Raw genomic sequence first — 24314 nt, 5'->3', positions numbered from 1 at the left:
GATCAGACCTTCCAGCCCGAATGAATGGCGACGAGGCCGCCAAGGATTGGCTCGACCTTGGTGTGCTTGAACCCTGCCGCGCGGATCATGCCTTCGAACTCGGGCATGGGCGGGAAGCGGCGGATCGATTCGATGAGATACCGGTAGGATTCGGCGTCGCCCGCGATCATCGAGCCGATCTTGGGGACCAGCCTGTGCGAATAGGCGTCGTAGACTTCCTTGAAGCCCGGCCATTCCGTCGTCGAGAATTCGAGGCAGAAGAAGCGGCCGCCATACTTGAGGACACGGTGAGCCTCGGCCAGGGCCTTGTCGATGTGCGTGACATTGCGGATGCCGAACGCGATCGTGTAGGCATCGAAGAAGCGGTCAGGGAACGTCAGTTCCTCGGCGTTCTGGCGCGACCACACCAGCGTGTCGATGCCCCGTTCCATGGCCCGCTCGATGCCGACGTCGAGCATGTCCTGGTTGATGTCGGAGACGGTGACGGTCGCCCCCGCCGCTTCCATGCGGAAGGCGATGTCGCCGGTACCACCTGCCATGTCGAGGATCTGCTCGCCCTCGCGCGGTTTCACGCGGCGCACGAACTTGTCCTTCCAGAGACGGTGCATGCCTGCGGACATGGCATCGTTCATGATGTCGTACTTGCGCGCGACGGACGAGAAGACCGCGCCGACGCGGCCTTCCTTGTCCTCGGGGGCCACGTCTTCGTAGCCGAAGGAAACGGTTTCGCTCATCTTGCAGTCCTCTAGCCGTACGGCAGCCCGCGCGCCACCGGTTTTACCTGTGAAGTACACCCGCAGATCGCACGCCGCCGCGCACCTCTGCCGCAGGCAAGGGGCAGCCGTCTACGAGCCTGCCGACAGAAACGCCCAGGCCAGTCCCGCGAGCAGGACGCCCTGCAGGAGGGCGATGGCGTGAAGCTGCGCGACGAAGGGTTGCTTGCGCGTTTTGTGGCGAAAGAGCCGGCGGGCGGCGTAAGCGCCTGGACTTCCCCCAAGCACGGCAAGCGCGAGCAGCGTGGATTCCGAAATCCGCCGCCGCCCTGCCTTCGCGAAGGTCTTGTCGAGACCAAAGGCCGTGAACGCCGCAAGGTTGAGCGCCGCCACGGCCATGGCCGCAGCGTGAAGGCTGGATAACATCGCGGCTCAGAGGCGAGCGAAGATGGACAGCGCAAGGTTGATCCACAAGGCCAGCGTGAAAAGCACGCCCAGCACGAAGGCGCCGCCGCGGTGCGCCGGGTTGTTGTAGGTCATGTGAATGACGCTCTGCAGGACCCGCGTGGCCACGTAGCCCCACGCGAAGATCAGCGTCCAGCGTCCTACCACGGCCATCGAGAACGCGGTGAGGCAGGCTGCGTAGAACAGCGTCGGCAACTCAAACAGGTTGTCGTAGTGACGCACGGCCGCGCGGACACGCTCCGGCTCCGGGTCGCCGATGTGCGCCCTGTAATACCTCGGGTCCATCGTCTTCACAGCCCCGGCGCGGGCGCCGGCCATGCGGATGAACGCGACGAAAGTCAGCGCGACGACGGCGAGCATCGGCAGGAAGATCAGTGTGGGATTGTGCGACATTGGCGGCTCTCCTTGGTGACGGGCGCGCGGACGATGCCCGCACGGCGTATCCGCCGCAAGCGGCACCGCGCGCGGTATCGAAGCGAGGACGCGTCAGTTCGCCGGAGCGTTAGGTTCGCGATGCAGCTTCTGCTTGGGCGTGCGGCTCGCGTAGTGATCGGCGCCATCCTTGCTGAAGGCGTAGATCTGCGTGAACGGCACGCGGTACTCTGCCGTCCCGTCAGAGACGATGACGTCGTTCCCCGCAACGCGCTCCACGTTGCCGATCGCGATGCCTTCATCATCCATGATAGGCAGCCCGTAGACGAGTTCCGCGCGCGTCACGTTGCGGACGGTCACGACGTTTTCATCAAGCAGCGCGCGTTCGCCCGCCTTGGTGTCAGCGCGGACGGGCTGCTGGGCGAGCGCCGGAGCCGCCATGCCAACGGCGGCGGCTGTCAGCAGGATCAGCGTAGTGTGCATGGCCTGTTCTCCAGGGTGTCTCCTGGGGAAATGCTCATGCGCAGCCCCGGTTTCCACAACCTGCCCGGCGCGGTCCGGAAAAAGGGACGCAATCGGCACCGCCACTTCACGAAGGAAGCTGCGGCGCCGGGACAAAATGCTTACTCTGCGGCCACTTCGCCGAAGAGGCCGGGCTCGCTGCCGTCGTCCAGCAGATCCTCATCGTTCGCCTTGGCCTTGCGGCGCGAATCAAAGTTCGCCCAGACCGTGTTCCAGTCGCCGCGAGTGGCGCCCTTCGAGTATTCCGTCGCGCGGGTTTCGAAGAAATTGGCATGCTCGACACCGTTCAGCAGCGGCTGCAGCCACGGCAGCGGGTGCTCGTCGATCAGGTAGATCGGCTTGAGGCCAAGCTGCCCGAGGCGCCAATCGGCGATGTAGCGGATGTACTTCTTGATGTCCTTGGGGGTCATGCCCGGCACCGGACCCAGCTCGAACGCCAGGTCGATGAAGTTGTCCTCCAGACGGATGGTCGTCTGGCACTGGTCGGCGATGTCGTCCTTCACCGCCTTGGTCAGGCAGCCACGCTCCTGCACGAAGGTATGGAACAGCTTGATGATGCCTTCGCAGTGCAGCGATTCGTCGCGCACCGACCACGAGACGATCTGGCCCATGCCCTTCATCTTGTTGAAGCGCGGGAAGTTCATCAGCATCGCGAAGCTGGCGAAGAGCTGCACGCCCTCGGTGAAGCCGCCGAACATGGCGAGCGTGCGCGCGATGTCCTCGTCGTTGTCGACCCCGAACTTCTGCAGGTAGTCGTGCTTGTCCTTCAGTTCCGAGTACTCGAGGAACGCGCCATATTCGCTCTCGGGCATGCCGATGGTGTCAAGCAGGTGGGAATAGGCCGCGATGTGCACCGTCTCCATGTTGGAGAAGGCGGTAAGCATCATCTTGATCTCGGTCGGCTTGAATACGCGCGCGTACTTCTCGTGATAGCAGTCCTGCACCTCGACGTCGGCCTGCGTGAAGAAGCGAAAGATCTGCGTGAGCAGGTTGCGTTCATGCTCCGAAATGTTCTGCACCCAGTCGCGACAGTCTTCGCCGAGCGGCACTTCCTCGGGCAGCCAGTGGACCTGCTGCTGGATCTTCCAGTAGTCGTAAGCCCAGGGATATTCGAAGGGCTTGTAGGTCTTGCGGGCTTCGAGAAGAGGCATGGCGCAGCTCCGGTGGATCGGCTGAATCTGATTCGCCAGCGCGCTCTCGCGCTCAGGCGGAGACTGCAGAGATAGTGAAGATCGCGCCGATTGGGAGAGGCCGAATCAAGTTATGTACAGGGTAGATATGGGGCCGGGTTTTTCCAGATACCCCAAGGTATAGTGGGTCAGCGCTCCGCAGCACCCCAAGCTCAGGCGTCCACCTCGGCGTAGTGGCTGGGCGGCTGGATCACTTCCATACGCTCCGACAGCAGCGGCCGGAACGAGGGACGGGACTTCATCACCAGATACCACCCGCGCGCCTGCTCATGGCTCGACCAGTCGAGGCCGCCCAGGTAATCCGCCACCGAAAGCTGCGCCGCGGCCGCAAGATCCGCCAGCGTCATCGTCGCGCCGGAAAGCCAGGGCCGGTTGTCGATCAGGTAATCGATGTAATCGAGGTAGTCGTGCGCCAGCTTCATCGATTCGCGCAGCGCCTTCGCATCGGGTGACTGGCGCAGGACGAGGCGCTTCTTCATGCGTTCCAGCAACAACGGCCCCGAGACGTCGTGGTAGAAGTTCTCGTCGAACATGGCGATCAGGCGACGGATCTCCGCCCGCTGCTGCGCCGTGCCGCTGATGAGCGGGTTGCGGTCCACCGTTTCCTCGAAATACTCGCAGATCGCGCGACTGTCGGAGAGGACGAGCGCCTTCTCCGTTTCCCGGATGACGGGCGTGCGACCGGCCGGGTTCATCGCGAACAGGCGATCCTCGCCTTCCCAGGGACGTGCCGTCTGCAGTTCGTAGGCGATGCCCTTCTCCGCCATGAGCAGCCGGACCTTGCGACTGAAGGGGCAGAGGGGAAACTGGTAGATGTGCCACATGATGATTTCCGAATGCCGAACCGGGACGCGAAGGTCTATTTCAACATGGCGGGAATCAGGTGGATAAGTCCTCGCTCCATCCTCGCGGAACATATCGCGAGGGCGCGTTGCCTCTCGATTGACCCGCGCCTTTCCCCTCGACAGCCTCCCATGGAAAATCATGATCAGGGAGAGTTGCCATGGTACTAAAGTCCGTCCGCCTCGGATCAAACGATCTGGCCAGAAGCCGTGCGTTCTATGACGCCACCTTTGCGGCGCTGGGGCTTCCCCCCTGCTCCACCCCGGACCAGTACCCTGTCGTGATGTGGGATCTGGATGGCACCCGCTTCGTGCTTGGGCCGGCTCGCGACGGGGAGCCCTGCACACCCGCCAATGGCGGCACCATCATCTTCGAGGCACAGGGCGACGAAGCGGTCAGGGCCTGGCACGCGGCCGGCCTTGCGCGGGGTGGGACCTGCGCCGGTGCGCCCGAACCCAAGCCCCAGGCGCGCGGCGCTTTCGGCGCTTACCTGCGTGATCCCGACGGCAACAAGCTGGCGGCCTATCACGGCCTGTCCACGGGATAGGGCGCAGCCTCGCTCCCGGCGGCGGGGCGCGGCAGCGGTTGCGTCCGGCCCTCCCGGCTCCTAGAAGCCGCCCGCTGCGGCAGAAGGACCGAAACGTGACGCTTCATACCTGGTGGATCTTTGTGGCTGCCACCTTCGTCATCTCCGGCACGCCGGGACCAAACATGCTCCACGTGCTGGCCCGCAGCGTCGAGATGGGAGCGCGGCGCAGCGTTGTCGCCATGGCGGGCTGTCTCAGCGCGATCTTCCTGCTGATGGCAGCCTCTGCCGCCGGATTGACCACGCTGCTGCTGGCCCTGCCCGGTTCGTTCGAGGTGCTGCGCTATGCGGGCGTGGCCTACCTGATCTACATCGGGATCCGGTCCTGGCGCGCGCCGATCGCTTCCGCGCAGCCGGACGATGCGCTGCTGCCGCCGGCCCTGTCCAACCTCGCGCTGTTCCGGGGCGGTTTCGCCATCGCTATCAGCAACCCCAAGGCCATCCTTTTCGCGGCGGCCTTCTTCCCGCAGTTCATCGACCCGACAAGACCGCAGGCCCCCCAGTTCGCGATCCTTGTCGGAACCTTCGCCGTCATCGAGACCGCGTGGTACTGCACTTACGCGCTTGGCGGACGCTCGCTGAAGCGCCACCTGACGAAGCCTGCGATGAAACGCCTGTTCAACCGCGTGACCGGCGTCTTCTTCATCGGCTTTGGCCTGGCCCTGCTCGGCGCCAAACGGGTCTGACCGTCAGTCCGGGCGGGCCAGCAGGAAGACGGCGTGCTCTGCCCGAAAGTTTGCCGCCGCCGCGCTGCACTGGGCGTCGCCGGACAGGAACCACTGCCCCTCAACCGCGATACCGCGCTCCTTCAGCAAACCGCGAAAGTCATTGATCGTCAGGTGGTGGATGTTGGGCGTCTCATACCAGGCGATCGGCAAAAGGCGCGTCACCGGCATCCGTCCGTTCCACAGGAGCGAGGTGCGCACCCGCCAGTGCGCGAAGTTCGGGAAGCTGACGAAAGCCTTGCGGCCGATGCGCAACAGCTGCTCCAGCACGACGTCGGGGCGCATCGTGGTCTGCAGCGTCTGCGAGAGGATGGCGTAATCGACCGACTTGTCGGGATAGAACGACAGGTCGGTGTCCGCGTCTCCCTGAATGACCGAGAGCCCCTTGGCCACGCAGGCGCCGACATTGAGCGCGTCGATCTCCATGCCGCGCGTCGCGCAGCCTGAACCATCGCGCAGGGCCTGCATCAGGGTGCCGTCACCGCAACCGACGTCCAGCACGCTGGACGACGCCGCCACGTTGTCGGCTATCACGGCAAGGTCAGGGCGCAGGCCCGCTTTCATGGCGGTGTTCATCCGATGAACCCCTCGACGACGCGATCGAGGGCCGGAACGTCGAGCAGGAAGGAGTCGTGGCCGAACGGAGCGGACAGTTCGACGAAGCTCACCGGCAGACCGGCTGCATTGAGCGCATGGACCACGTTGCGCGATTCCGCCGTGGGATAGAGCCAGTCCGTATCGAAGCTGACAAGGCAGTAGCGCGCCTTCGATCGTGCAAAGGCGTTCGCCAGCAGGCCGCCATGCTCCTCGGCAAGGTCGAAGTAGTCCATGGCCCGTGTGATGTAGAGGTACGAATTCGCGTCGAAGCGGTCGGTGAACGAAAGCCCCTGATAACGAAGATAGGATTCGATCTGGAAATCGGCGTCGAACCCGAAGGTCTTTTCCTCACGGTTCTGCAGGCGCCGCCCGAACTTCTCGGTCAGCCCCGCCTCGGACAGGTACGTGATGTGCGCGGCCATGCGCGCGACGGCAAGCCCCTTCTCCGGCCCCTTGCCATGGGCGTAGTAATTGCCCTCGCGCCACTCCGGATCGGCCATGATCGCCTGGCGGCCGACCTCGTGGAAAGCGATGTTCTGCGCTGAGTGACGCGCCGTGGAGGCGAGAACCAGCACGGCACGGGTGCGCTCGGGAAAGTTGGCCGCGAGGCTCAGCGCCTGCATGCCGCCCATCGATCCGCCCACCAGCGCATGCAGGCTGTCGATGCCCAGCGCGTCCAGAACGGCGATATGCCCTTTTACCATGTCGCGGATGGTGATGACCGGGAACCGCATACCCCAGGGCAGACCATCAGGACCCTGGCTCGCCGGCCCGGTCGATCCCATGCAGGAGCCGATCACGTTGGCGCAGATGATGAAAAAGCGGTTGGTGTCGATGGGCTTGCCGGGACCGACCATGCGTATCCACCACCCCGGCTTGCCGGTCTTAGGATGGTTCGAGACGACGTGCTGGTCGCCTGTCAGGGCATGGCAGATCAGGATCGCGTTGTCCTTGGCCGCATTGAGCGTGCCGCAGGTTTCATAGGCGATCCGGGCACCGGGCAGGCTCTGCCCGCCGTCCAGCACCAGCGGCAGGTCGAGATCGAGGAACCGGTTTTCGAGAGGAAGAGTAGGGGCCGTCGCCATGATGGGAGACCCAATAGAGCCTCAATCGGCCTCTGTCATTAGCCGCCGCGCTGGGTTATGGGGCCGCCCGTCATGAGCGAAACGATCACCACCTCGACCGCCGGCGCGAAAGCCCCCACCCCGAAGCCGTGGATCGAGGGTATTCACGCCTATGTTCCCGGCAAGTCCAAGGGCAAGGACGGACGCCCGCTCATCAAGCTGTCCGCCAACGAGAACCCGCTGGGCACAAGCCCTGCAGCGCTGGCCGCGAAGGCGCAGGCACCGGCCCTCTACCCCGATCCTGACAGCGCGGCTCTGCGCGCCGAGCTGGGTGAGCGTCACGGTATCGATCCGGCGCGGATTGTCATGGGCACCGGCTCGGACGAACTGCTGAACCTCATCGCACAGGGCTATGCGGGGCCGGGCGATGAAGTCATCTACGTGCGCTACGGTTTTTCCGTCTACGACATCGCCGCAAGGCGCTGCGGCGCGACGCCCGTCGTCGCGCCGGACCGGGATTACGGGACCGACGTCGACGCCCTCCTCGCGCTTGTGTCGGAGCGCACGCGCCTGGTCTTTGTGGCGAACCCCAACAATCCCACCGGCTCCTACCTGCCCGCCGGTGAGATCGCGCGCCTGCACGCCGGCCTGCCCTCGGACGTGGTGCTCGTTCTGGATCAGGCCTACGCCGAATATCTCGCACCCGAGGACGAAGACGGGTCGCTGACGCTTGCCGCCGCGCATGAGAACGTCCTCGTCACCCGCACATTCTCGAAGATTTTCGGCCTTGCCGGTGAGCGCATCGGCTGGGCCACCGGCGCACCGGGCCTTGTCGCCACGCTGAACCGCATCCGGGGCCCCTTCAATGTCCCCAGCACCGGGCAGGCGATGGCTCTTGCCGCCCTTGCGGACCCGGCCTTCGTCGAGGCAAGCCGACAGCACAACCTCGAACAACGAGCCCGTTTCGTCGAAAAGCTGGAGGCGCTCGGCAACCACGGGCTTCGTCCCCTGCCAAGCCAGGCTAACTTCGTGCTGGTCCTGTTCGAAGGCGTCCTGACCGCCGAGGCGGCTTTCGAGGGCCTCGCGGATCGCGGCTACATCGTTCGGTGGCTGCCCGGCCAGGGCCTGCCGCAGGCCCTGCGCATCACTATCGGCACGTCCGAGGACATGGACGCGATCGCCGCAGCCCTTCGCGAGATGGCGGAAGACGCGAAATGACCTTTGCCAATATCGCTATCATCGGGCTCGGGCTGCAGGGCGGCTCCATTGGCCTGGCCGTACGCGAGTTCCTGCCGGAAAGCCGCACGCGCGGCTATGACCTCAGCGCGCAGCACCGCGCCCGCGCCGCGGAGCGCCGCCTGGTCGACGAGGTATGCACGACCGCTGCCGAAGCCGTCCGCGACGCCGATCTCGTCATCTTCTGCGTGCCGCCCGGTGTGATGGGCATCGCGGCCGAGCAGGTCCGCGCGGGACTTCCGGCCAATGCGCTCGTCAGCGACGTGGGATCCTCCAAGCAGGCCGTCGCCAAGGCACTGGGTGACGCTCTTCCGGAACATGTGGTGATCCCGGCCCATCCGGTAGCCGGTACGGAGAATTCAGGGCCGGACGCGGGTTTTGCTCACCTCTTCCGCAACCGATGGTGCATCGTCACTCCGCCCGCCAAGGTCGATATGGTGAAGCTGTCCGGGCTCGTCAGCTTCTGGGAAGCGCTGGGCGCCAACGTCGAGATCATGACGGCCGAGCACCACGACCTCGTACTTGCCGTCACCAGCCATCTGCCGCACCTGATCGCCTACACCATCGTCGGCACCGCCTCTGACCTCGAGGACGTGACGCAAAGCGAAGTCATCAAATATTCGGCGGGCGGCTTCCGCGACTTCACCCGCATCGCCGCCTCCGACCCCACCATGTGGCGCGACGTCTTCCTGTCGAACAAGGAGGCGGTGCTGACCATGCTGCAGCGCTTCACAGAGGATCTGACGGCCCTGCAGCGCGCCATCCGGATCGGTGACGGCGACCAGTTGTTCGATCATTTCGCCCGCACCCGTGCCATTCGCCGCTCGATCATCGAAGAAGGCCAGGACGACGCCCGCCCCGACTTCGGTCGCGGCGATCACGAAGGCCGGTAAGAACGGCGCGGCCGCACCCCCGGGCGGTGGACTTGCGCTTCAGGTGTTCAGGGCGTTGATGGCGGCATGGACCCGTGCCTCGACGTCGTCGCGCGGGAGCCCCGGGGCGATACGCTCGCCCACCCGGAAAGTGATGGTCCCGGGCTTCTTCCAACGCCGATGGTAAAGGCGGCCGCTGTTGACCGCGACAGGAACGATCGGCAGGTCGAGAAGCTTGTAGAGCCCTGCGAAGCCCGACTGCAGCGGCGGCCTGGCCCCGGTCGGGACCCGTGTGCCTTCCGGGAAGATGGCGAGCGGCCTTCCCTGCGCCGCGAAACCGCGCGCGCTGGAGACCATCGCCCGCAGCGCCTTGGCGCCTTCCCCGCGCTGGACCACGACGGCCCCGTAGCGCCGCGCGGCCCAGCCCCAACCCGGTATCTCGGCCAGTTCGGCCTTCGGAAAGGGTGCGGGATAGAGCATCTGCGCCGGCAGATCGATCGCCTCGAAGAAGCTTTCATGCTTCAGGGCCACCAGAACGCCTTCGTTCGGGAACTCCCCCTCCACGACGATGCGGATGCCCAGTATCCAGCGCGCGCACCAGCGATGAAGCCGCGACCAGCCCCTCACGGTTCGCCGCAGCGGCTCGTCGCCGAAGAGGGAGGCCACGAAGCACGCACTGACCATGACGACAGTGCCGCCGTAGAACACCACATAGAACAGAAGCGAGCGCACCACATCCAGCGCCGTCGCTTTATCGGACCTCATCGAAATCTTTCCCAAAGGTTGAGCGCGTGGCGCGCCAGCAGCTTGTGGTATTCCAGAAACAGTATGCTGAAGCTGGGGTGCGAGGGAACGCCGTCCAGCTCGAGCCGGACGTCGGCCGGCAGCGCCCGCGCGATTTCCAGCGCGGCGCGGCGCATGTGCCAGTCCGCCGTGACGAGCCGTACGGACTTCGCTTCATGCTCGGCCACCCACTGCGCCGCCTCCACGGCGTTCGAGCGCGTGTCGTACGCGCGGTAGCCCAAAGTCACGCAGCAGCGCATCAGCTGCGGGGGCACCTTGAACTGGGCAGCGAACTCACGCGGGCGCACTTCGCGATCGACGCCCGATACGAGCACGGCCGGGGACTTGCCCCGCGCCAGAACATCGATCGCGTGTTCGATCCGCCCCCGGCTTCCGGTCAGCACGATGATCGCGTCCGTCCGCACCGTTCCGGGTAGCGGACCGGGAAGCGCGACGGCGAACCATACGAACCCAAGGGCCCATATCAGCACGACGGAGGCTGTGAGACGACGGAACATAGGCGATCGCTATATAGGGGTTCGCGGATGTTACAGCATCTTTCGCAGGACATGCAGAACGGTGAGGCGCGCGGTGAGCATGGCGAGCAGTGTCGCCAGCACCGGCACGGCCGCCAGCCACAACCAGTCGCTCCACAAAAGCGCGCCGTAATCCACCAGTCCCGCACCCAACCCCTCGAACCGCCGACCCAGCGCGAGCACGACCACCAGCGCAAGCGCGAGACCGACAGCCCCGCCCCCTGCGGCGTCATACCCGATCGAGCGCTGAAACACCCGGGCGACCTGTGCATCCGTGCCGCCCAGCAGATGAACGATCTCGATCGTATTGCGGTTGGTGCCCAGCGCCGATCGCGCCGCCAGAAGCACCGCGGCGGCAAGGGCTACCGCCAGCAGCGCCACGACGACCATCGCCAGCACCTGCAGCGAGAGCATGGCCTCGAACACAGGCTTGAGCCAGTTGGACTGTGCATCGACCCGTGCGGAGGGAGCGACCTGCTCCACCCGCTGTGCGATCTGCGCCAGCTTCGCCGGCGTAACCGCACCCTCGAGACGTACGTCGATCAGGGAGGGAACCGGTATGCCCGGCATACCCGCCGCAGCCCCTGTCACGCCGGTTCCCAGCCACGGTTCTATCAAGGCATCGAGTTCGGCCTGCGGAACCTGCCTGATCCCTGCCACCCCCGGCATCGTTTCGATCGCCCTGATCGCCAGCGCCGCCTGCTCCGCGCGGACCTCCGGGCGCGGCTCGATGATCTGCACCGTCACCCCGCCTTCGATTTCAGCCCTGGCCGCCGACACGGCGTTACCAAGTGCGAGGCCGGCGGCGAGCGCGATGGCGGTCATCGCCACCATGATCGCGATGACCCACGGCATAGGCCCTGACATGCGCCCCTGCGGGATCAGCTCCACGCGGCCGCTTCCCGCCAGCCGGCGCATCCATCCCGGCCGCACGGTCACGTCAGCTTCCTTGGCGGATAGCGCAGGGCGCCCGTCGGATCGGAGAGACGCCCCTTGTCCAGCCGCATGATGAGGCTGTCGGGCACCTTGCGAAGCAGGTCCAGGTCGTGTGTCGCCACGACCACCGTAGTGCCCTGCCGATTGAGCATGTCGAACAGCCGGATCAGCTTGGCCGCCATGTCCGTGTCGACGTTGCCCGTCGGCTCGTCCGCGACCAGCATTGCCGGGCGAGCGATCACGGCCCTGGCGATCGCCACGCGCTGTTGTTCGCCGCCGGACAGCGTCGCGGGCGGCGCGTCCATGCGGTCGGCAAGCCCCACCCATTCGAGGATGTCCCGCACGGGACCGGCAAGATCCTGCTCCGAATGGCCGGCCACCCGCAGCGGCAGCGCCACATTGTCGTAGGCGGAAAGATGATCGACCAGCCGGAAGTCCTGGAACACGACGCCAACCCGCCTCCGCATGACGGGCAGTTCCGCGCGCGGCAGGGTGATCACATCGGTGCCGAACATCCGGATCCCGCCTCGGGAGGGCCGCTGGGCAAGGTAAAGCAACCGCAGAAGCGATGTCTTCCCGGCCCCGCTCGCCCCCGTCAGGAAGTAGAAGCGCCCGGCATGGAGCGTGAACGTCAGGTCGCTCAACACCTCGCGGTCGGTGCCGTAGCGCAGGCCGACATTGTCGAAGTGGATGATTTCGCCGTCTGCGGTCATGCTCTTGAAGGATCGTGTTGCAGTCTACCGAACGGGCGACAAGCCCCTATAGCGAGACGCCTGCGCTCGCAAAAGGCATGTGGAAAAAAGGGTGGTCCGACGCGATGCCAGGATGATGGCGCTTGTCGTGCCCGGACAAGCCGTGCTTATGGGAAGGTCATGATCATAGCCTGTCCCGCCTGCTCCACGCGCTACGCCGTTCCGGACAGCGCCATCGGCGTGGAAGGCCGGACGGTACGCTGCGCGAAGTGCCGCCACAGCTGGTTCCAGCACAATTCGGAGGATGCAGGCCAGCCGGCGCCCGCTTCTGAAGCCCAGCCACCCGCAGCCCAAACGCCTTCCGCCCCGACGCCTTCCGCTCCGGTGCCGACTGCTCTGGCGCAGCAGCCTGCATCGGGCACACCCGACGCCGCCTCGCCTCCACGCCCGACGCCCCGACCCGCCGTCGTGATCCCGCGCGCCGCAGCCGATCCGGGAGAGGCCGCGCGCGATAACGCCCCGCCGCCGCCCCGTCGAACGAACCCGCCCTTCTACGACGACACCTCCAACAAACCCTACGCGGACGAGGGCCCGTCGAACTTCGACTTTTCCCCGCCATTCCGTCCCCGTCGCAACTGGAACCGGATCGGAACCTTCGCGGCGGTGGCCTTCGCTGTCGCAACGCTCGGGATTGCGACGGCGGTTGCCTTTGGCGGGCTGCCGGACTGGCTGCCGGTGCCCCGCCCGACCTTCCAGCAGGCGCAGCCCGACCTCAAGCTCGACTTCCCCCGCAGTCGGCAGGATCGCAAGCCGCTGCCGGACGGAACGGAATTCTTCAGCGTCAGCGGCACGATCACTAACATTGGCGCCCGTAGCCGGAAGGTGCCGTCGCTGCTCGTCATCCTGCGCGACCGGCGCGAGACGGTAGTCTACGAGAAGGAAGTCGTGCCTGCCCGTCGGGAGCTCGCTCCGGGCGAGACGATCACCGTGAACGAGGCGCTGATCGATATTCCGAAGGCAGCCGCTGCGGCGGAGATCGGCTGGAAACCCGACTGATCGGGAGGACCCGCGCCGCTGGGCGCGGCGTGACAAATCGTTCATTTGCCGCCAGCGGATCGCCCCCGCAAAGACCTTGAGAGGGCATCAACCCTCTTGAGGGCGATCAATCGTGAAGCGTGGGCAAGCTTGAAGCGCAAAAGCGGATGGACGGCAGGTCGGTTCCTCCCGAAGGCCGGCCGCGTGCCCGTCCTGCTCTGCATTTTGGGAGCCTGTGCAGCTTCGGCCGCGCAGGCGCAGGAGAGGAGCACGGCCGATGGCGCGATCTCCGTACAGAAACGCGCGCGTCCCGATCTCGATCCCTCTCCCCTCCGCTTCGGCGGGTTCGAGGCGCTTGTGTTCTTGGAGACACGGCTGACCTATGACGACAATATCTATGCCTCACGCAAAGACGTTGTCGACGACGCCCTGGCGGCGATTGCAGGCGACGTATCCGCCCGCTCCACCTGGAGCCGCCATGCTTTGGCGTTCGATGCGTCTGCTGCTCTGACACGCGGGGTTTCCCAGGACGACGAGAACACCCGGACCTATGAGGCGCGGGCATCCGGCCGGCTTGATTGGGGGGCGGGAAGCCAGGTCACCGCGCAAGCCGGGTACGCGCGTGCCTACGAACCTCGCGGTTCCATCGGCGACGTCGACCGGCGCGGCCCGCGAACAGCGTACGACACCGTCAATCTGGAACTTGCCGCCAGCCACGCCACAGGGCGTCTGACACTGGAAGCGGAGGCGGGAATGGATCGATACGTTTACGGCCGGCACCCCGGCCGGGATGAGGCGATCAGCGCCGCGCGCGATTATCACACGTGGAACATCGGCCTTCGCGTGGGCTACGCTGCCGCACCGGGCATCCTCGCCTTCGCGGAAGGCACGTACAACGAGGCCCGCTACCCTGACGACCTCGCCCGGTTGGACCGCAGTTCGGATGGCTGGTCCCTGCGCGGCGGTGTCGGCTTCGGGCTTAGCCGGCTAATTCGCGGGCGCGCCGCCATCGGCTATCAGGATCAGAGCTTCGCAGACCCGGTGTTTCCTCGCATCCGCGGGCTCGATTTCAGCGCGGAGATCGAATGGAGCCCGACCCGCCTTACCACCTGGTCGATCGAGGCACGACGCTCGATCCAGCGCTCTCCTCTCGTGAGCATCGCCGGCATCCGGCAGAGCCGCTACGGCGCCCGGGTGGACCATGAGGCGCTGCGCAACCTGCTTGTCTGGGCGCGGGTCGACTACACGACCAGCGAATACTCCGGCTCGGTCCGCGCTCAAAACGATCTGGCGGGGGGGCTTGGCGGAGACTGGCTGCTGAGCCGCAGGGTCAAGCTGTCCCTGGCGAGCAACGTCCAGCGAACCCGCAGTCACGGCGCGCCGGCGCTTCCCGATCTGGCCCGCGCATTCGACCGCAGCCGCACGACGGTGTCCCTTCGGTACGCCTTGTGATCGCGCTTCAAGGCCCGGGCCTTTCAAGCGGGTCCGGATGCAGTCCTGGCGGTGCCCCTCTCCGCGCCCCGGTCTCCGCCCGCAGCAGAGCCGTGAACTCCGCAGATGGCGCTCTCAGCCGCCCTTACGGCCGACAACCGACACTGCTCCCAGAGGCGCGCGGACGGAGGCGTGGTGTTCTCCGCGTCTTTACGGCCAGGTGCTCGCCTTTGCCGACCCTGGTGCCATAGCCGCGATCAGGAGCGTCGCGCGCGGATACGGAGGATCGGCTCTCGAGACATTCGCCTCTGAAAAGCCGCGTGAGCGGACGCGCGGCACGCGCAGCGTCAGAAGTGGCGCTCCAGAACCCGGATGGTGTCGCCGGGCATGACCATGACCACTTGGTTCCCGCGCAGCCCGACCGATTTTTCCGGCGCATCGGCCGTCCTGCGCAGATTTACCCGCGCGGAGTTGGCCCGATAACCGAACCCCCCTGCGGCAGCCACGGCCTGTTCGATCGTCATGCCTGCGACGTAGGGATACTGCCCCGGCCTCTGCACTTCGCCAAGTATGTAGTAGGGCCTATAGTTCAGCACTTCCATGCTGACCCTCGGATCGGTCATGTACCCATCCGCCAGGAGGGCTGTCAGCACGCCCGTCATTTCCTCGACGCTGCGTCCTGCCGCGTCGATCATGCCGACCAGCGGGAAGGCGATCCGGCCTGCGCTTGAAACGGCGAATTCGCCTGAAAGGCTGGGCTCGTTGTAGACGGTCACGCGCAGCCGATCCCCGGCACCGAGCTTGTACGCCCCCAGACTCATCCGGCTTTCAGCCGCACTGAGGGGTGGCGCACTTGAAGTGGCGCACCCCTGCACGAGCAGCGCCATCGCTCCTGCGGCGATCGCAAGGAACAGAGCGCCGCACGGCTTCAAGTTCACCGTCACTGCAAAAATCTCCTCGGGCCATGTCACGTGCCGCAACGTCACGGCACCAAAAGCCTCATTCGACCTCCATACTCCAATTACAAAAATGAAAGTCGACGCACCGCTAAATACAGCTGCACAATTTTCGCTGAAGGATTTGATATCAGTACGCTTCTTGTGCCTGTTACATTTTTGAAAACCGTCAACTGATACTTGCGCTACAGCCGAAAGAGCGCCGACAAGCCACGCGATTCCGGCTGCCTGACATGGACCGGGAAACAGGGGTGGTAATCACGTGAATCAGTCCATTGTCCTTGCGCCCCCGCCAGGGCAGATCGCACCAACGGCGGGGACGCGCGTTCCGCACACCGCGGCTGACCGGGTCGATGCAGGTGCGCTCATCGCCTTCCTGCGGCGTCGCTGGCCTCTTATGCTGGCGCTGACGCTGGGCAGTCTCGCTGCGGGGCTTGTCATCTCTGCGCGCCAGACGCCCACCTATCTGTCGACGGCGGACGTCACCCTGGACCCGAAGGTTGCGCCTGTAGCCCCGCTCACCGACGAGGACCGCCTTGCGGCGCAGGGCGCCATGGGCGAAACGTGGATCGACACGCAGGTGGAGGAGATGGCGTCGAGCCGCAACGTGGCCGCTGTCGTAAAGCGCCTCGATCTGGCTCGCGAACCCCGCTTTCTGGTCGAGGGCGCTACGCAAGAGCAAGCACGAGACGCCGCGATCGCATACGTGGAAGGCGGAGTGACGACAGCGCGCACCGGCGCCACGTACACCCTGTCCATCAGCTTCGAGAGCGAGGACGCCCGGGAAGCCGCACGCATCGCGAACGCCTTTGCAGAGCAGTACACGCAAGGGTCGGTCACGGAAAAGGAAGCCGCCGACGCGCGGTCGCTGCAGGAAATCGGCAGCCGCATGGAGCAGGCGCGGCGGCAGGCTTCGGACGATGCAGCCGCGCTTGCGCGCTATCGGCTGGCAAATAACCTGCCCAGTACCAGCGACCGCTCGCTGACGGAGCAGGAAATCTCCGCTTACAACCAGGAAGTGACGTCAGCACGAGCGCAAGCGGCCGAAGACGCCGCCCGGCTCGCGATCGCACGCCAGCAACTCGGTTCCGGCTCGAGCGGCGAAGACGTGGGTGAAACGCTTGGATCTCCCGTTATCGGTTCGCTGCGCCAGCAACAGGCCCTGCACGCCGCCGAGATCGCATCGCTCTCCAGCAAGTACGGTCCCCGCCATCCCGACCTGCAGCGCGCCCGCAGCCAGCTTCAGGCCGTGGATGCGCAGATCCGCGACGAAATTGGCCGGGTTATCTCCAATCTCTCCGCCAGGGCCGCCGTATCGCAGCGCCGGGCGGAATCGCTCAGCGGTTCGCTTCAGGCGTCCGAAGGCGCGCTGCGCCGCGACAATATCGCCATGGTCGCCCTGCAGGATCTGGAGCAGCGCGCGCAGGCCTCGCGCCAGCTGTATGAAAGCTATCTCGGCCGTCACCGTGAACTGGCCGCCCGCTCCGGCATCCGCAGACCCGAAGCCCGCGTGCTTCACCCGGCGCAACCAAGCGACGTTCCTGCCCGGCCGAACATCTTGCTGAACCTGACTCTCGCGGGAGCGATCGGGGTCGGCCTTGGCCTCATCTGCGCCCTCTTCGCCGAGCTGCAATTCAGCGGCTTCTCCACCGGGGAAGAGGTCGAGCAGCGTCTCGGCCTGAACTATCTCTGCTCGGTTCCGGAACTTGCTTCGGTCACAAGCCGGAAGGCGCGGGGCAACCCGGTCGACGCCGTGATAGACCAGCCCCGGTCGGCTTTTGCGGAGGCCTTCCGCAATCTTCGCACCTCCATCGCCTTTTCGGTGGAAAGCCCGAAGATCATCGCCATCACCTCTGCTCTGCCGTCAGAGGGCAAGACGACAGTGGCCTTGTGTCTGGCGCGGTCCATGGCGGAGGCTTGCGACGCCATCCTGCTGATCGACTGCGATGTGCGCCGCCGGGGTGTCAGCCGCTGGATCGGCAGCCCACGCGCGGTCGGCCTGCTCGAGGTCCTTCGGGGGGAGGCCAGCCTTGAGGAGGCAGTCGTGACCGACCCGCGCACCGGCCTTGCGATCCTGCCGCTCAGCGCCGCGCAGGAGGATCACGCCTTGCTCACCGGGCCTGCGATGGACACGCTGCTGGCCAGAGCCGCACCGGCCTTCGATGCGATCATCATGGACACGGCACCGGTGCTGCCCATGGCGGATGCAAGGCTTCTCCTGGGCAAGGCGGATGCCGCCGTCATTGCCACCCGCTGGCGCCATACGCCCGAAGCGGCCATCCGCTCGCTCCTGCGGCTTCTGCCCGGCGGCGCCGTGGGGCTGGCCGGGCTCATCCTCACGCGCGTGAACGTTCGCAAACAGGCTGCCTTCGGCCTTGACGAGAACGCCTTCTACAAGGCGTACAAGAGTTACTATGCTTAATCTTCGGCCCGTCGCCGAGGGTGAGGACGATGCGCTTCTCGGCCTTGTCCGGCAGAAGTTTCGCCGGGTGGCGATCGTCCACTACTGGCTCGTCACCATGCGCGGCGGCGAACGAGTCATCGAACGGCTTCTGAGCATGTTTCCTGAGGCTGACATCTTCACGCACGTCTATGATCCGAGCCGGGTTTCGCATGCGATCGCGAGCCGGAAGGTGACGACGAGCTTCATCCAGAAGCTTCCCGGCGCGCGACGGCACTACCAGAAATACCTCCCCCTCATGCCTCTGGCGCTCGAACAGATGGATCTGCGCGGCTACGATCTGGTCATCAGCAGCGAGAGTGGCCCTGCGAAGGGCGTCATCACGGATCCCGACGCCACGCACCTTTGTTACGTCCACTCGCCGATGCGCTACCTGTGGGATCACTACCATCAGTATCGGGACACTGCCGGCGCCCTCAACCGTGCGGTCATGCCCTACCTGTTTCACAAGCTGCGCACGTGGGACGTGGCATCGGCGTCACGCGTGGATCGCTACATCGCCAACTCGCACTTCATCCAGCGGCGTATCGCCCGCGCCTGGCGTGTCCCCTCCACCGTGGTGCATCCACCGGTCGACGTCAGCCTGTTTGATCGGTCGGAGACGGTGGAGGACAGCTATCTGTGGGTCGGCCAGCTCGTCCCGTACAAGCGGCCTGATCTTGCCGTGGAAGCCTTCAACCGGCTGGGCCTGCCCCTGACGGTCGTGGGAGACGGCCCCATGGCGGCCGGCCTCAGGCGCGCGGCGCGCCCCAACGTGACGATCGTCCCAAGGCTCGATTTCACCAGCCTGCGCAGAGTTTACGCGCGCTGCCGCGGCTTCCTGTTCACCGCCGAAGAGGACTTCGGCATCGCGCCTGTGGAGGTCATGGCTTCGGGGCGCCCGGTGATCGCCTATCGCAAGGGCGGGGCACTCGACACCGTCATCGACGGGCAGACCGGCATCTTCTTCGACGACCAGACCGTGGCGTCGCTCATGGACGCCGTGTCGCGGTTCGAGGACTGGCTTTCCGGTTTCGAGCCGGAACTGGCCATGCTTCAGGCGAGCCGTTTTGCCCCCTCGGTGTTCGACGCGGGCATACTGCGATCGTTGCTCTGACCGGAAGGCTGGCTTTATGGAACTCACCGCCGTTGGCGCCCTTCAGCTGCTACTGGCGCTTGCCCTCTTCGGCTTCGGATCCCTGACCCCGCTCTTCGCGCTCGTCGTAGCGTCGACCCTGCTGGGCGGATCGGCCGCCGTGTTCCTGCCTGCGCTCGGCGGCTCATCGGTGTCCCCTGCCCACTTCGCGCTGGGTCTCCTTCTGCTGCGTTGTGTGCTGCCGGGGGGCGTCGCACCGGGCGCCATGAGAGCGGCGGTCGAGGGCAACGCGTGGCTCGTCCTTTTCGTGGCCTATGGCATTCTTGCGGCACTGGTGTTGCCGCGCCTTTTCGAGGGCGCGCTGGACGTCACGCCGCTGCGGGGGCAGCTTCGCGAACGATACGGATCGGAGACAGCCCGCATCCTTGCTGCCGCTCCGCTTCGATTCACGGCTCAGAACCTGACCACGGCCATCTACATGGCCGGGACGCTAGGCATGGCGCTTGCCGCTCATGCGGTCGTACGCATGCCGCGCGGAAGCGAGGCCCTCGTCAGGACGGGAGCAACGCTCGCCCTCGTCCACGGGATCACCGGTTTCGCCAGTGTCGCCTTGCGCGACACGCCCGTCGACACCGCTCTCGGCTTTTTCCGAAACGGCGCCTACGCCCAGCTTGATCACCGTTGGGAAGGTTTCGTGCGTATGAACGGGATCTGGCCCGAAGCCTCCTCCTTCGCCGCATTTGGCGTCGGCTGGTTCGTCTTCAACTTTGAATGCTGGTTGAGGCGGGTGGAGCCACATCTGACCGGGCCGGCTGCCCTTGTACTGGGGCTCGCCCTCCTCGCCAGCACATCGACCACGGCCTACGTCGGCCTCGCCCTGTCCGGGGGGGCGTTGCTCGTCCGCGCCGCGACCACCCCGGGCCTCATCGCCCGCGACCGACTGGCCTGGCTTTCGCTGGTCGCGATCGGCGCCGTCATCGCCGTCAGCGCGCTGCTGGTGCTCGACCCGCTCCTTGCCGCCGCGATGCGCAAACTGCTCGAGCACACGACAGTCGACAAGGCCGCCTCATTTTCCGGACGGCAGAGGCTGTTCTGGGCCTGGCAGGGCATAGACGCCTTCGTCATCTCCCACGGGCTGGGCATCGGACCCGGATCGTTCCGCTCATCGAGCCTTGCCACTGCGATCCTGGGGTCGACCGGCGTGGTCGGCGCGGTCGCGTTCCTGGCGCACCTTCTCAGGACCCTCGGTCCGCTTGCACTCTCGACTTACCGCCCTGTCGGTGACCGGCACTGCGACATCGGCGCCTCGGCGGCATGGGCGGTGCTTGTCGGCGCCGGCGTAGCGTCTGTTTCGGCGCCGAGCTGTGATCCCGGGCTGACTTTCGCCATCCTTTCCGGCTCTGCCATCGCGTTGCGCGGCCGGACGCGGCCCCTGACGAGCAGCAGCGCTGCGCCTGCAGCACCCGCGCAGGCGCCCGCCTGACACTTGGGCCTCCCGCGTCAATCAGGTGCCTGGGTGCCGATGCTGAAGCCCCGTGCAAACTGCACCAGTTCCAGGCACCGCCTGCGGCCCATGAACGTGAGGAGCACCGCAGCATAAACCAGTGTGCCCTGCAGGATGAGAAACGCGATGGGTAAAAGGGACGCCACGCTGTCGAACGGGCCCTGCGGCATCGTGTCGGCCGTGGTCCACACCACAAGAGCCATGACCACTGCGGCGCCCACGGCAGGTGCCACGCCAACCGCCACGTCCCGCGCGCGGATGCCTGCACTCCGCTGCAGGAGGACCATCTGGAGAACCATGGTGAGGTAGGCCCTGGCGACGTAGGCCGCGGCGAACCAGACGATGCCGTAGGGCGCCGCCACCAGGCAGAACAGCAGTGTGATCATAACCTGTGTGGCCGCCAGTCGTGCGATGATGCCTGCCTTGCCGAGCACGGTCAGCGCAGGATCCGCGAAGAAGTTGAGCACGACAGGCAGCGCAAGAAGGCACAGGACGCGGGCCACAGGGACGCTCTGCTCCCAATGCTCCCCAAAAAGCAGCGGGATCAGGCGGTCCGCCATCACGCCCACCCCGGCCATGGCGGGCAAGGCGATCATCGCGGTCAGGGAAACCAGCCGAACATAGCAGCGCCGGAAGGCAGGCATATCGTGCTGCAGCTTGGCGAGCGTGGGCACCGACACCGTCGAAACCGGTGTAATGGCGCCCTGCGCAATCACGTCCATGGCCTTCCAGGCAGTGCGATACACCCCGACCGTGCCGGGACCGAGAGTACGGGCGAGGATCACGTCCTGCATGCGGTTGAGCGTCACGATCAGCACTTGCGAACTGGCCACGCTCACACCCAACCGCCATTGCTCCCGCAGCGTTCGCCATGAGAAGGCAAACCCCGGTCGCCAGCGAAAGGCGCGCCAGGCCACGAGCGTCCCGATGGTTTCGCTGGCGAAGCGCTGGAACACCAGCGCCCAGACACCCCAGCCGGCATCGGCCGCCCACAGCGCAAGGCAACCGCCCACGATTCCCGCGCCGAGCGAGCGGGCCGCAAGCGCCCGATGGCCGAATGCGCGCAAGGTGCGGCTCATATGGGACGCGCCGGCCGCCGAAATGGGCACCACGAAGCCCATCGCCGCGATGACCGGCGCAGCCTCGGCGCTTCCCATGGCGCGGGCCAGCGGATACTGCAGCACAAGGCAGGCAAGTGCCACGACAACGCCCATGCCCAGATTGGCCCAGAACACCGTGTCCACCAGCTGCGGCGTCAACGCGGGTGCCCGGTAAAGGCTGCTGACAAGACCACCCTGCGCGACGATCTTGCCGACTTCCGCCACGGCGAGGCCAACTATGAAGATGCCCAGGGTTGCCGGATCGAGGGTCCGCGCCAGTGCCGCGAATACAAGGAAGCCGAACAACTGGTCGCCGGCTATGCGCGCGATGCTCCACCCGACTGCACGAGCCGCGCGCCGTCGCAGTGCCCCGTCGCGATTGTCCTCATGCTCTACCATCACCCCTTGCGTAGAATCCCCTAAGATGCGAGGCAATAGAACATGTAAATACCCGAGGAAGAGATCACGTGAATGCGGGATTAAAATCCGTTAACGACTTGATCGCGAGACTTGAAGCTCACCTGCTTGACGTACTTTCTCCACATTCTACGTCGTCTTTTGCTCTTATCGACTTCCCGAACCATGCCAATGTCGGGGATTCGGCGATATGGATCGGCGAACTGCAGCTTCTGCGCCGGCTTACCGGTGCGAACCCGGATTACGTCTGCGCGTTCCACAACTTCGATGAACAGGAACTGCGCGCCGCCGTCGTCCCGGAAGGGACGATCTTCCTCCACGGCGGCGGCAACTTCGGCGACATATGGAACCATCACCAGACGTTTCGGGAGGACGTGATCCAGCGGCTGCGGGACCGGAAGATCGTCCAGCTGCCCCAGTCCATCCACTACACCGACGCAGCGCGCATCGCGCAGACCGCTCGCGCCATCGCAGGTCACCCGGACTTCACTCTCTTGGTCCGGGACGAACCATCCCTGAAGCTGGCGCAGCGCCACTTCGACTGCGCGGTGCACCTGTGCCCCGACAGCGCCTTTGCTCTTGGCCGGCGGCGCCCGCCCCCTCCGGCAATGGACGTGCTCGCCATGCTGCGCACAGACCGGGAGCGCGCCACATCGTCCGCATGGCGCCCGATGGGACTGGCTGTCGAAGACTGGCTCCTGGAGGACACGGGGGCGGTTCGCCGTGCAAAGGCGGCAGGTGCGCTCCAGGCGTGGGTTCGCCTTTCCCCGGCGAATGCCCGCGCCCGCTCCTACGAGGCCGCCGCGCGGCATCGCGTGGAGCGAGGGTTCCGCCAGCTCGGCCGCGCCCGTGCGATCGTGACGGACAGGCTGCATGTCCATATCCTTTCGCTGCTGCTGGGCCTGCCTCACGCCGTGCTCGACAATCAGTACGGGAAGATCGGACGCTTCATGGAAGCCTTCACCGGAGAATCGCCACTGGTCATCCGTGCAGCGGACATCGAGATGGCGGCGGACTGGGCACGAAGGGCGGCACGCGCGCGGCAGGCGGCCTGAAGCTCTATCCTGCCTGCACAGCGCCTTTTGCTCGCATGGCGATGTCCTTCAGCACCCTGTCTACGGTCACATGGACGTGCGGTTCCAGGTGGAGAGCGATGCTCCACGCGACCAGCAGCGAGACAAGGCACGCCAGAACCGATGCGGCCAGGACGCCAAGAGCTGAGAACGCAGCGAGGGCTGCACCGCCCGTATGGATATGCGTGAGGTAAAGGGGGTACGTCGTCATTCCCGCCATGCGCAATCCCTTCGCATGGCGCGCAACCCTGAGCTCAATCGCAGACCGCCATCGAAACGATGCTCCCACGGCTGCCGCAAGGATGAACCACACAGCATAAGGCACCAGCCACTGCGCTGACAGTTCCGCCCGGCTACCCATTTCCCAGCCCGCGGTCGTGCGGACCTGAACGGCAGCGGCACCCGCACAGACCAGGGCGAGCAGGCCGTGCCGGTGCGCGAGGGTGCCCGTGCCCAGCTGCGCGCAGAGCATTCCCAGCGCGAAATACACGCCATGGCTCACAAGCAGCAGTTCGGCCAACCTCCCGCCGGGCTGCAGCCCGCCGAAAGCCGCGCCAAACCAGTATCCGGCGCTCGCAAGCCCAAGCCCCCATGGCAGGCTCCGCAGCCCCCGCTCCGGCACGCCGGATGCAAGGATTGCCCAGACCGCCGCGTAGAACGCCAGTTCGATGGGAATGGTCCAGAACTGGCCCATGATCCACGGCCCGACCGGTGCGAAGGCCACCGTTTTCAGGCCCAGCATCAGGGCTGCGGCGGGCGGGGTACGAAACAGGAGCACCGCCAGCGGCAAGGCGAGCGGCGTGGCGATGAGGATTGCAGGAAGAAGACGGGCGAGACGGCGCCTGGCAAAGGATCCGGGGCGCGCCCCCTCGGCCGAGTAAGCAATCACCGCGCCTGACACGACGAAGAACACCTGCACACCGATCCAGCCGCACCACGTGAGGCCGTAGCCGGGCGGATGCGTGACAGGCGCATCGATCACGTGGCGCAGGCTGCTGCCCGGGAGCGCCCAGGCCTTGAAGCCGAGATGATAGATGACGACCAGCATCGCAGCGATGAGCCGCACGACGTCCAGACCGTGAACCGGTCTCCGCCGGGCGGGACAGGAAATATGCGCGGTGCTCATGACC

25 protein-coding genes are annotated in these 24314 nt (G+C 65.8%); 10 read left to right on the top strand and 15 right to left on the bottom strand.

What is annotated here, in order from left to right:
- Positions 1–2: 2 nt before the first annotated feature.
- The 6 genes from C2R25_RS04980 to C2R25_RS04955 form a co-directional block, all read right to left on the bottom strand.
- Positions 3–734, bottom strand: a complete 732-nt coding sequence (locus C2R25_RS04980) for a class I SAM-dependent methyltransferase (protein WP_103728122.1) — start codon at positions 732–734, stop codon at positions 3–5.
- Between the two features lie 111 nt (positions 735–845).
- A complete protein-coding gene (locus C2R25_RS04975) occupies positions 846–1139 on the bottom strand; it encodes a DUF1294 domain-containing protein (protein ID WP_103728121.1) in 294 nt (97 codons plus the stop codon).
- 6 nt (positions 1140–1145) lie between these two features.
- The gene (locus C2R25_RS04970; protein WP_103728120.1) at positions 1146–1571 is read right to left on the bottom strand and encodes an MAPEG family protein; all 426 of its coding nucleotides are present in this window, start codon (positions 1569–1571) and stop codon (positions 1146–1148) included.
- Between the two features lie 93 nt (positions 1572–1664).
- Positions 1665–2033, bottom strand: coding sequence for a hypothetical protein (locus C2R25_RS04965; RefSeq protein WP_103728119.1), 369 nt, complete (start codon positions 2031–2033; stop codon positions 1665–1667).
- A 140-nt stretch (positions 2034–2173) separates the two neighbouring features.
- A complete protein-coding gene (locus C2R25_RS04960) occupies positions 2174–3223 on the bottom strand; it encodes a ribonucleotide-diphosphate reductase subunit beta (RefSeq protein WP_103728118.1) in 1050 nt (349 codons plus the stop codon).
- A gap of 191 nt (positions 3224–3414) precedes the next feature.
- The gene (locus C2R25_RS04955) at positions 3415–4086 is read right to left on the bottom strand and encodes a glutathione S-transferase family protein (protein WP_103728117.1); all 672 of its coding nucleotides are present in this window, start codon (positions 4084–4086) and stop codon (positions 3415–3417) included.
- 179 nt (positions 4087–4265) lie between these two features.
- On the opposite strand from C2R25_RS04955, the gene C2R25_RS04950 reads away from it, so the two are divergent.
- A complete protein-coding gene (locus C2R25_RS04950) occupies positions 4266–4652 on the top strand; it encodes a VOC family protein (protein WP_103728116.1) in 387 nt (128 codons plus the stop codon).
- 95 nt (positions 4653–4747) lie between these two features.
- Positions 4748–5377 (top strand): LysE family translocator, encoded by a 630-nt coding sequence (locus tag C2R25_RS04945; protein WP_103728115.1) that lies wholly within the window; start codon positions 4748–4750, stop codon positions 5375–5377.
- Between the two features lie 3 nt (positions 5378–5380).
- Here C2R25_RS04945 and metW read toward each other — a convergent pair whose 3' ends face one another.
- Both metW and C2R25_RS04935 read right to left on the bottom strand, forming a co-directional pair.
- Positions 5381–5992 carry a methionine biosynthesis protein MetW gene (metW, locus tag C2R25_RS04940; RefSeq protein WP_103728114.1) on the bottom strand — a complete coding sequence of 204 codons (612 nt, stop codon included), beginning with the start codon at positions 5990–5992 and terminating at the stop codon, positions 5381–5383.
- Entirely contained in the window at positions 5989–7098 is a 1110-nt protein-coding gene (locus C2R25_RS04935) for a homoserine O-acetyltransferase (RefSeq protein WP_103728113.1), read from the bottom strand. Before C2R25_RS04935 ends, metW begins: the two co-directional genes overlap by 4 nt.
- A 57-nt stretch (positions 7099–7155) precedes the next feature.
- Here C2R25_RS04935 and hisC point away from each other — a divergent pair, with 57 nt between their 5' ends.
- Positions 7156–8295: a histidinol-phosphate transaminase gene (gene hisC, locus C2R25_RS04930; RefSeq protein ID WP_103728112.1), complete on the top strand. Its 1140-nt coding sequence runs from the start codon at positions 7156–7158 to the stop codon at positions 8293–8295.
- Positions 8292–9206, top strand: a complete 915-nt coding sequence (locus tag C2R25_RS04925) for a prephenate/arogenate dehydrogenase family protein (RefSeq protein ID WP_103728111.1) — start codon at positions 8292–8294, stop codon at positions 9204–9206. The genes hisC and C2R25_RS04925 overlap by 4 nt, the downstream gene beginning before the upstream one ends.
- A gap of 39 nt (positions 9207–9245) precedes the next feature.
- Here C2R25_RS04925 and C2R25_RS04920 read toward each other — a convergent pair whose 3' ends face one another.
- The 4 genes from C2R25_RS04920 to ftsE are packed head-to-tail and all read right to left on the bottom strand — an operon-like array spanning position 9246 to position 12153.
- Entirely contained in the window at positions 9246–9950 is a 705-nt protein-coding gene (locus C2R25_RS04920) for a 1-acyl-sn-glycerol-3-phosphate acyltransferase (protein WP_103728110.1), read from the bottom strand.
- Positions 9947–10486 carry a YdcF family protein gene (locus C2R25_RS04915; protein WP_103728109.1) on the bottom strand — a complete coding sequence of 180 codons (540 nt, stop codon included), beginning with the start codon at positions 10484–10486 and terminating at the stop codon, positions 9947–9949. Before C2R25_RS04915 ends, C2R25_RS04920 begins: the two co-directional genes overlap by 4 nt.
- Positions 10487–10516: 30 nt before the next feature.
- The gene (locus C2R25_RS04910; RefSeq protein WP_103728584.1) at positions 10517–11422 is read right to left on the bottom strand and encodes an ABC transporter permease; all 906 of its coding nucleotides are present in this window, start codon (positions 11420–11422) and stop codon (positions 10517–10519) included.
- 17 nt (positions 11423–11439) lie between these two features.
- Positions 11440–12153 (bottom strand): cell division ATP-binding protein FtsE, encoded by a 714-nt coding sequence (gene ftsE / locus C2R25_RS04905; protein WP_103728108.1) that lies wholly within the window; start codon positions 12151–12153, stop codon positions 11440–11442.
- A 159-nt stretch (positions 12154–12312) separates the two neighbouring features.
- On the opposite strand from ftsE, the gene C2R25_RS04900 reads away from it, so the two are divergent.
- Positions 12313–13188 (top strand): zinc-ribbon domain-containing protein, encoded by an 876-nt coding sequence (locus C2R25_RS04900; protein WP_103728107.1) that lies wholly within the window; start codon positions 12313–12315, stop codon positions 13186–13188.
- 129 nt (positions 13189–13317) lie between these two features.
- The gene (locus tag C2R25_RS04895; RefSeq protein WP_233203768.1) at positions 13318–14619 is read left to right on the top strand and encodes an outer membrane beta-barrel protein; all 1302 of its coding nucleotides are present in this window, start codon (positions 13318–13320) and stop codon (positions 14617–14619) included.
- A 326-nt stretch (positions 14620–14945) separates the two neighbouring features.
- Here the strand turns inward: C2R25_RS04895 and C2R25_RS04890 are convergent, their stop codons facing one another.
- Entirely contained in the window at positions 14946–15542 is a 597-nt protein-coding gene (locus C2R25_RS04890; protein ID WP_233203767.1) for a polysaccharide biosynthesis/export family protein, read from the bottom strand.
- A 274-nt stretch (positions 15543–15816) separates the two neighbouring features.
- Between C2R25_RS04890 and C2R25_RS04885 the strand changes: the two genes are divergently transcribed.
- Genes C2R25_RS04885 through C2R25_RS04875 form a run of 3 tightly spaced genes read left to right on the top strand, consistent with a single transcriptional unit; the run spans position 15817 to position 20573 of the window.
- Positions 15817–17976 (top strand): AAA family ATPase, encoded by a 2160-nt coding sequence (locus C2R25_RS04885; protein ID WP_103728105.1) that lies wholly within the window; start codon positions 15817–15819, stop codon positions 17974–17976.
- Positions 17969–19111, top strand: coding sequence for a glycosyltransferase (locus C2R25_RS04880; protein WP_103728104.1), 1143 nt, complete (start codon positions 17969–17971; stop codon positions 19109–19111). The genes C2R25_RS04885 and C2R25_RS04880 overlap by 8 nt, the downstream gene beginning before the upstream one ends.
- A 16-nt stretch (positions 19112–19127) precedes the next feature.
- Complete coding sequence (locus tag C2R25_RS04875) at positions 19128–20573, top strand: hypothetical protein (RefSeq protein WP_103728103.1); 1446 nt, start codon at positions 19128–19130, stop codon at positions 20571–20573.
- A 17-nt stretch (positions 20574–20590) separates the two neighbouring features.
- Here the strand turns inward: C2R25_RS04875 and C2R25_RS04870 are convergent, their stop codons facing one another.
- Positions 20591–22093: a lipopolysaccharide biosynthesis protein gene (locus C2R25_RS04870; protein WP_103728102.1), complete on the bottom strand. Its 1503-nt coding sequence runs from the start codon at positions 22091–22093 to the stop codon at positions 20591–20593.
- Positions 22094–22191: 98 nt separating this feature from the next.
- Between C2R25_RS04870 and C2R25_RS04865 the strand changes: the two genes are divergently transcribed.
- Complete coding sequence (locus C2R25_RS04865; protein ID WP_233203766.1) at positions 22192–23166, top strand: polysaccharide pyruvyl transferase family protein; 975 nt, start codon at positions 22192–22194, stop codon at positions 23164–23166.
- A gap of 4 nt (positions 23167–23170) precedes the next feature.
- Here C2R25_RS04865 and C2R25_RS04860 read toward each other — a convergent pair whose 3' ends face one another.
- A complete protein-coding gene (locus C2R25_RS04860; protein WP_158250615.1) occupies positions 23171–24310 on the bottom strand; it encodes an acyltransferase in 1140 nt (379 codons plus the stop codon).
- Positions 24311–24314 lie beyond the last annotated feature (4 nt).

This window comes from Novosphingobium sp. HII-3, assembly GCF_002916655.1.
Lineage (GTDB): Bacteria > Pseudomonadota > Alphaproteobacteria > Sphingomonadales > Sphingomonadaceae > Novosphingobium > Novosphingobium panipatense.
The sequence above is the reverse complement of the archived record's forward strand: the minus strand, read 5'-3'. Positions and strand labels throughout refer to the sequence as shown.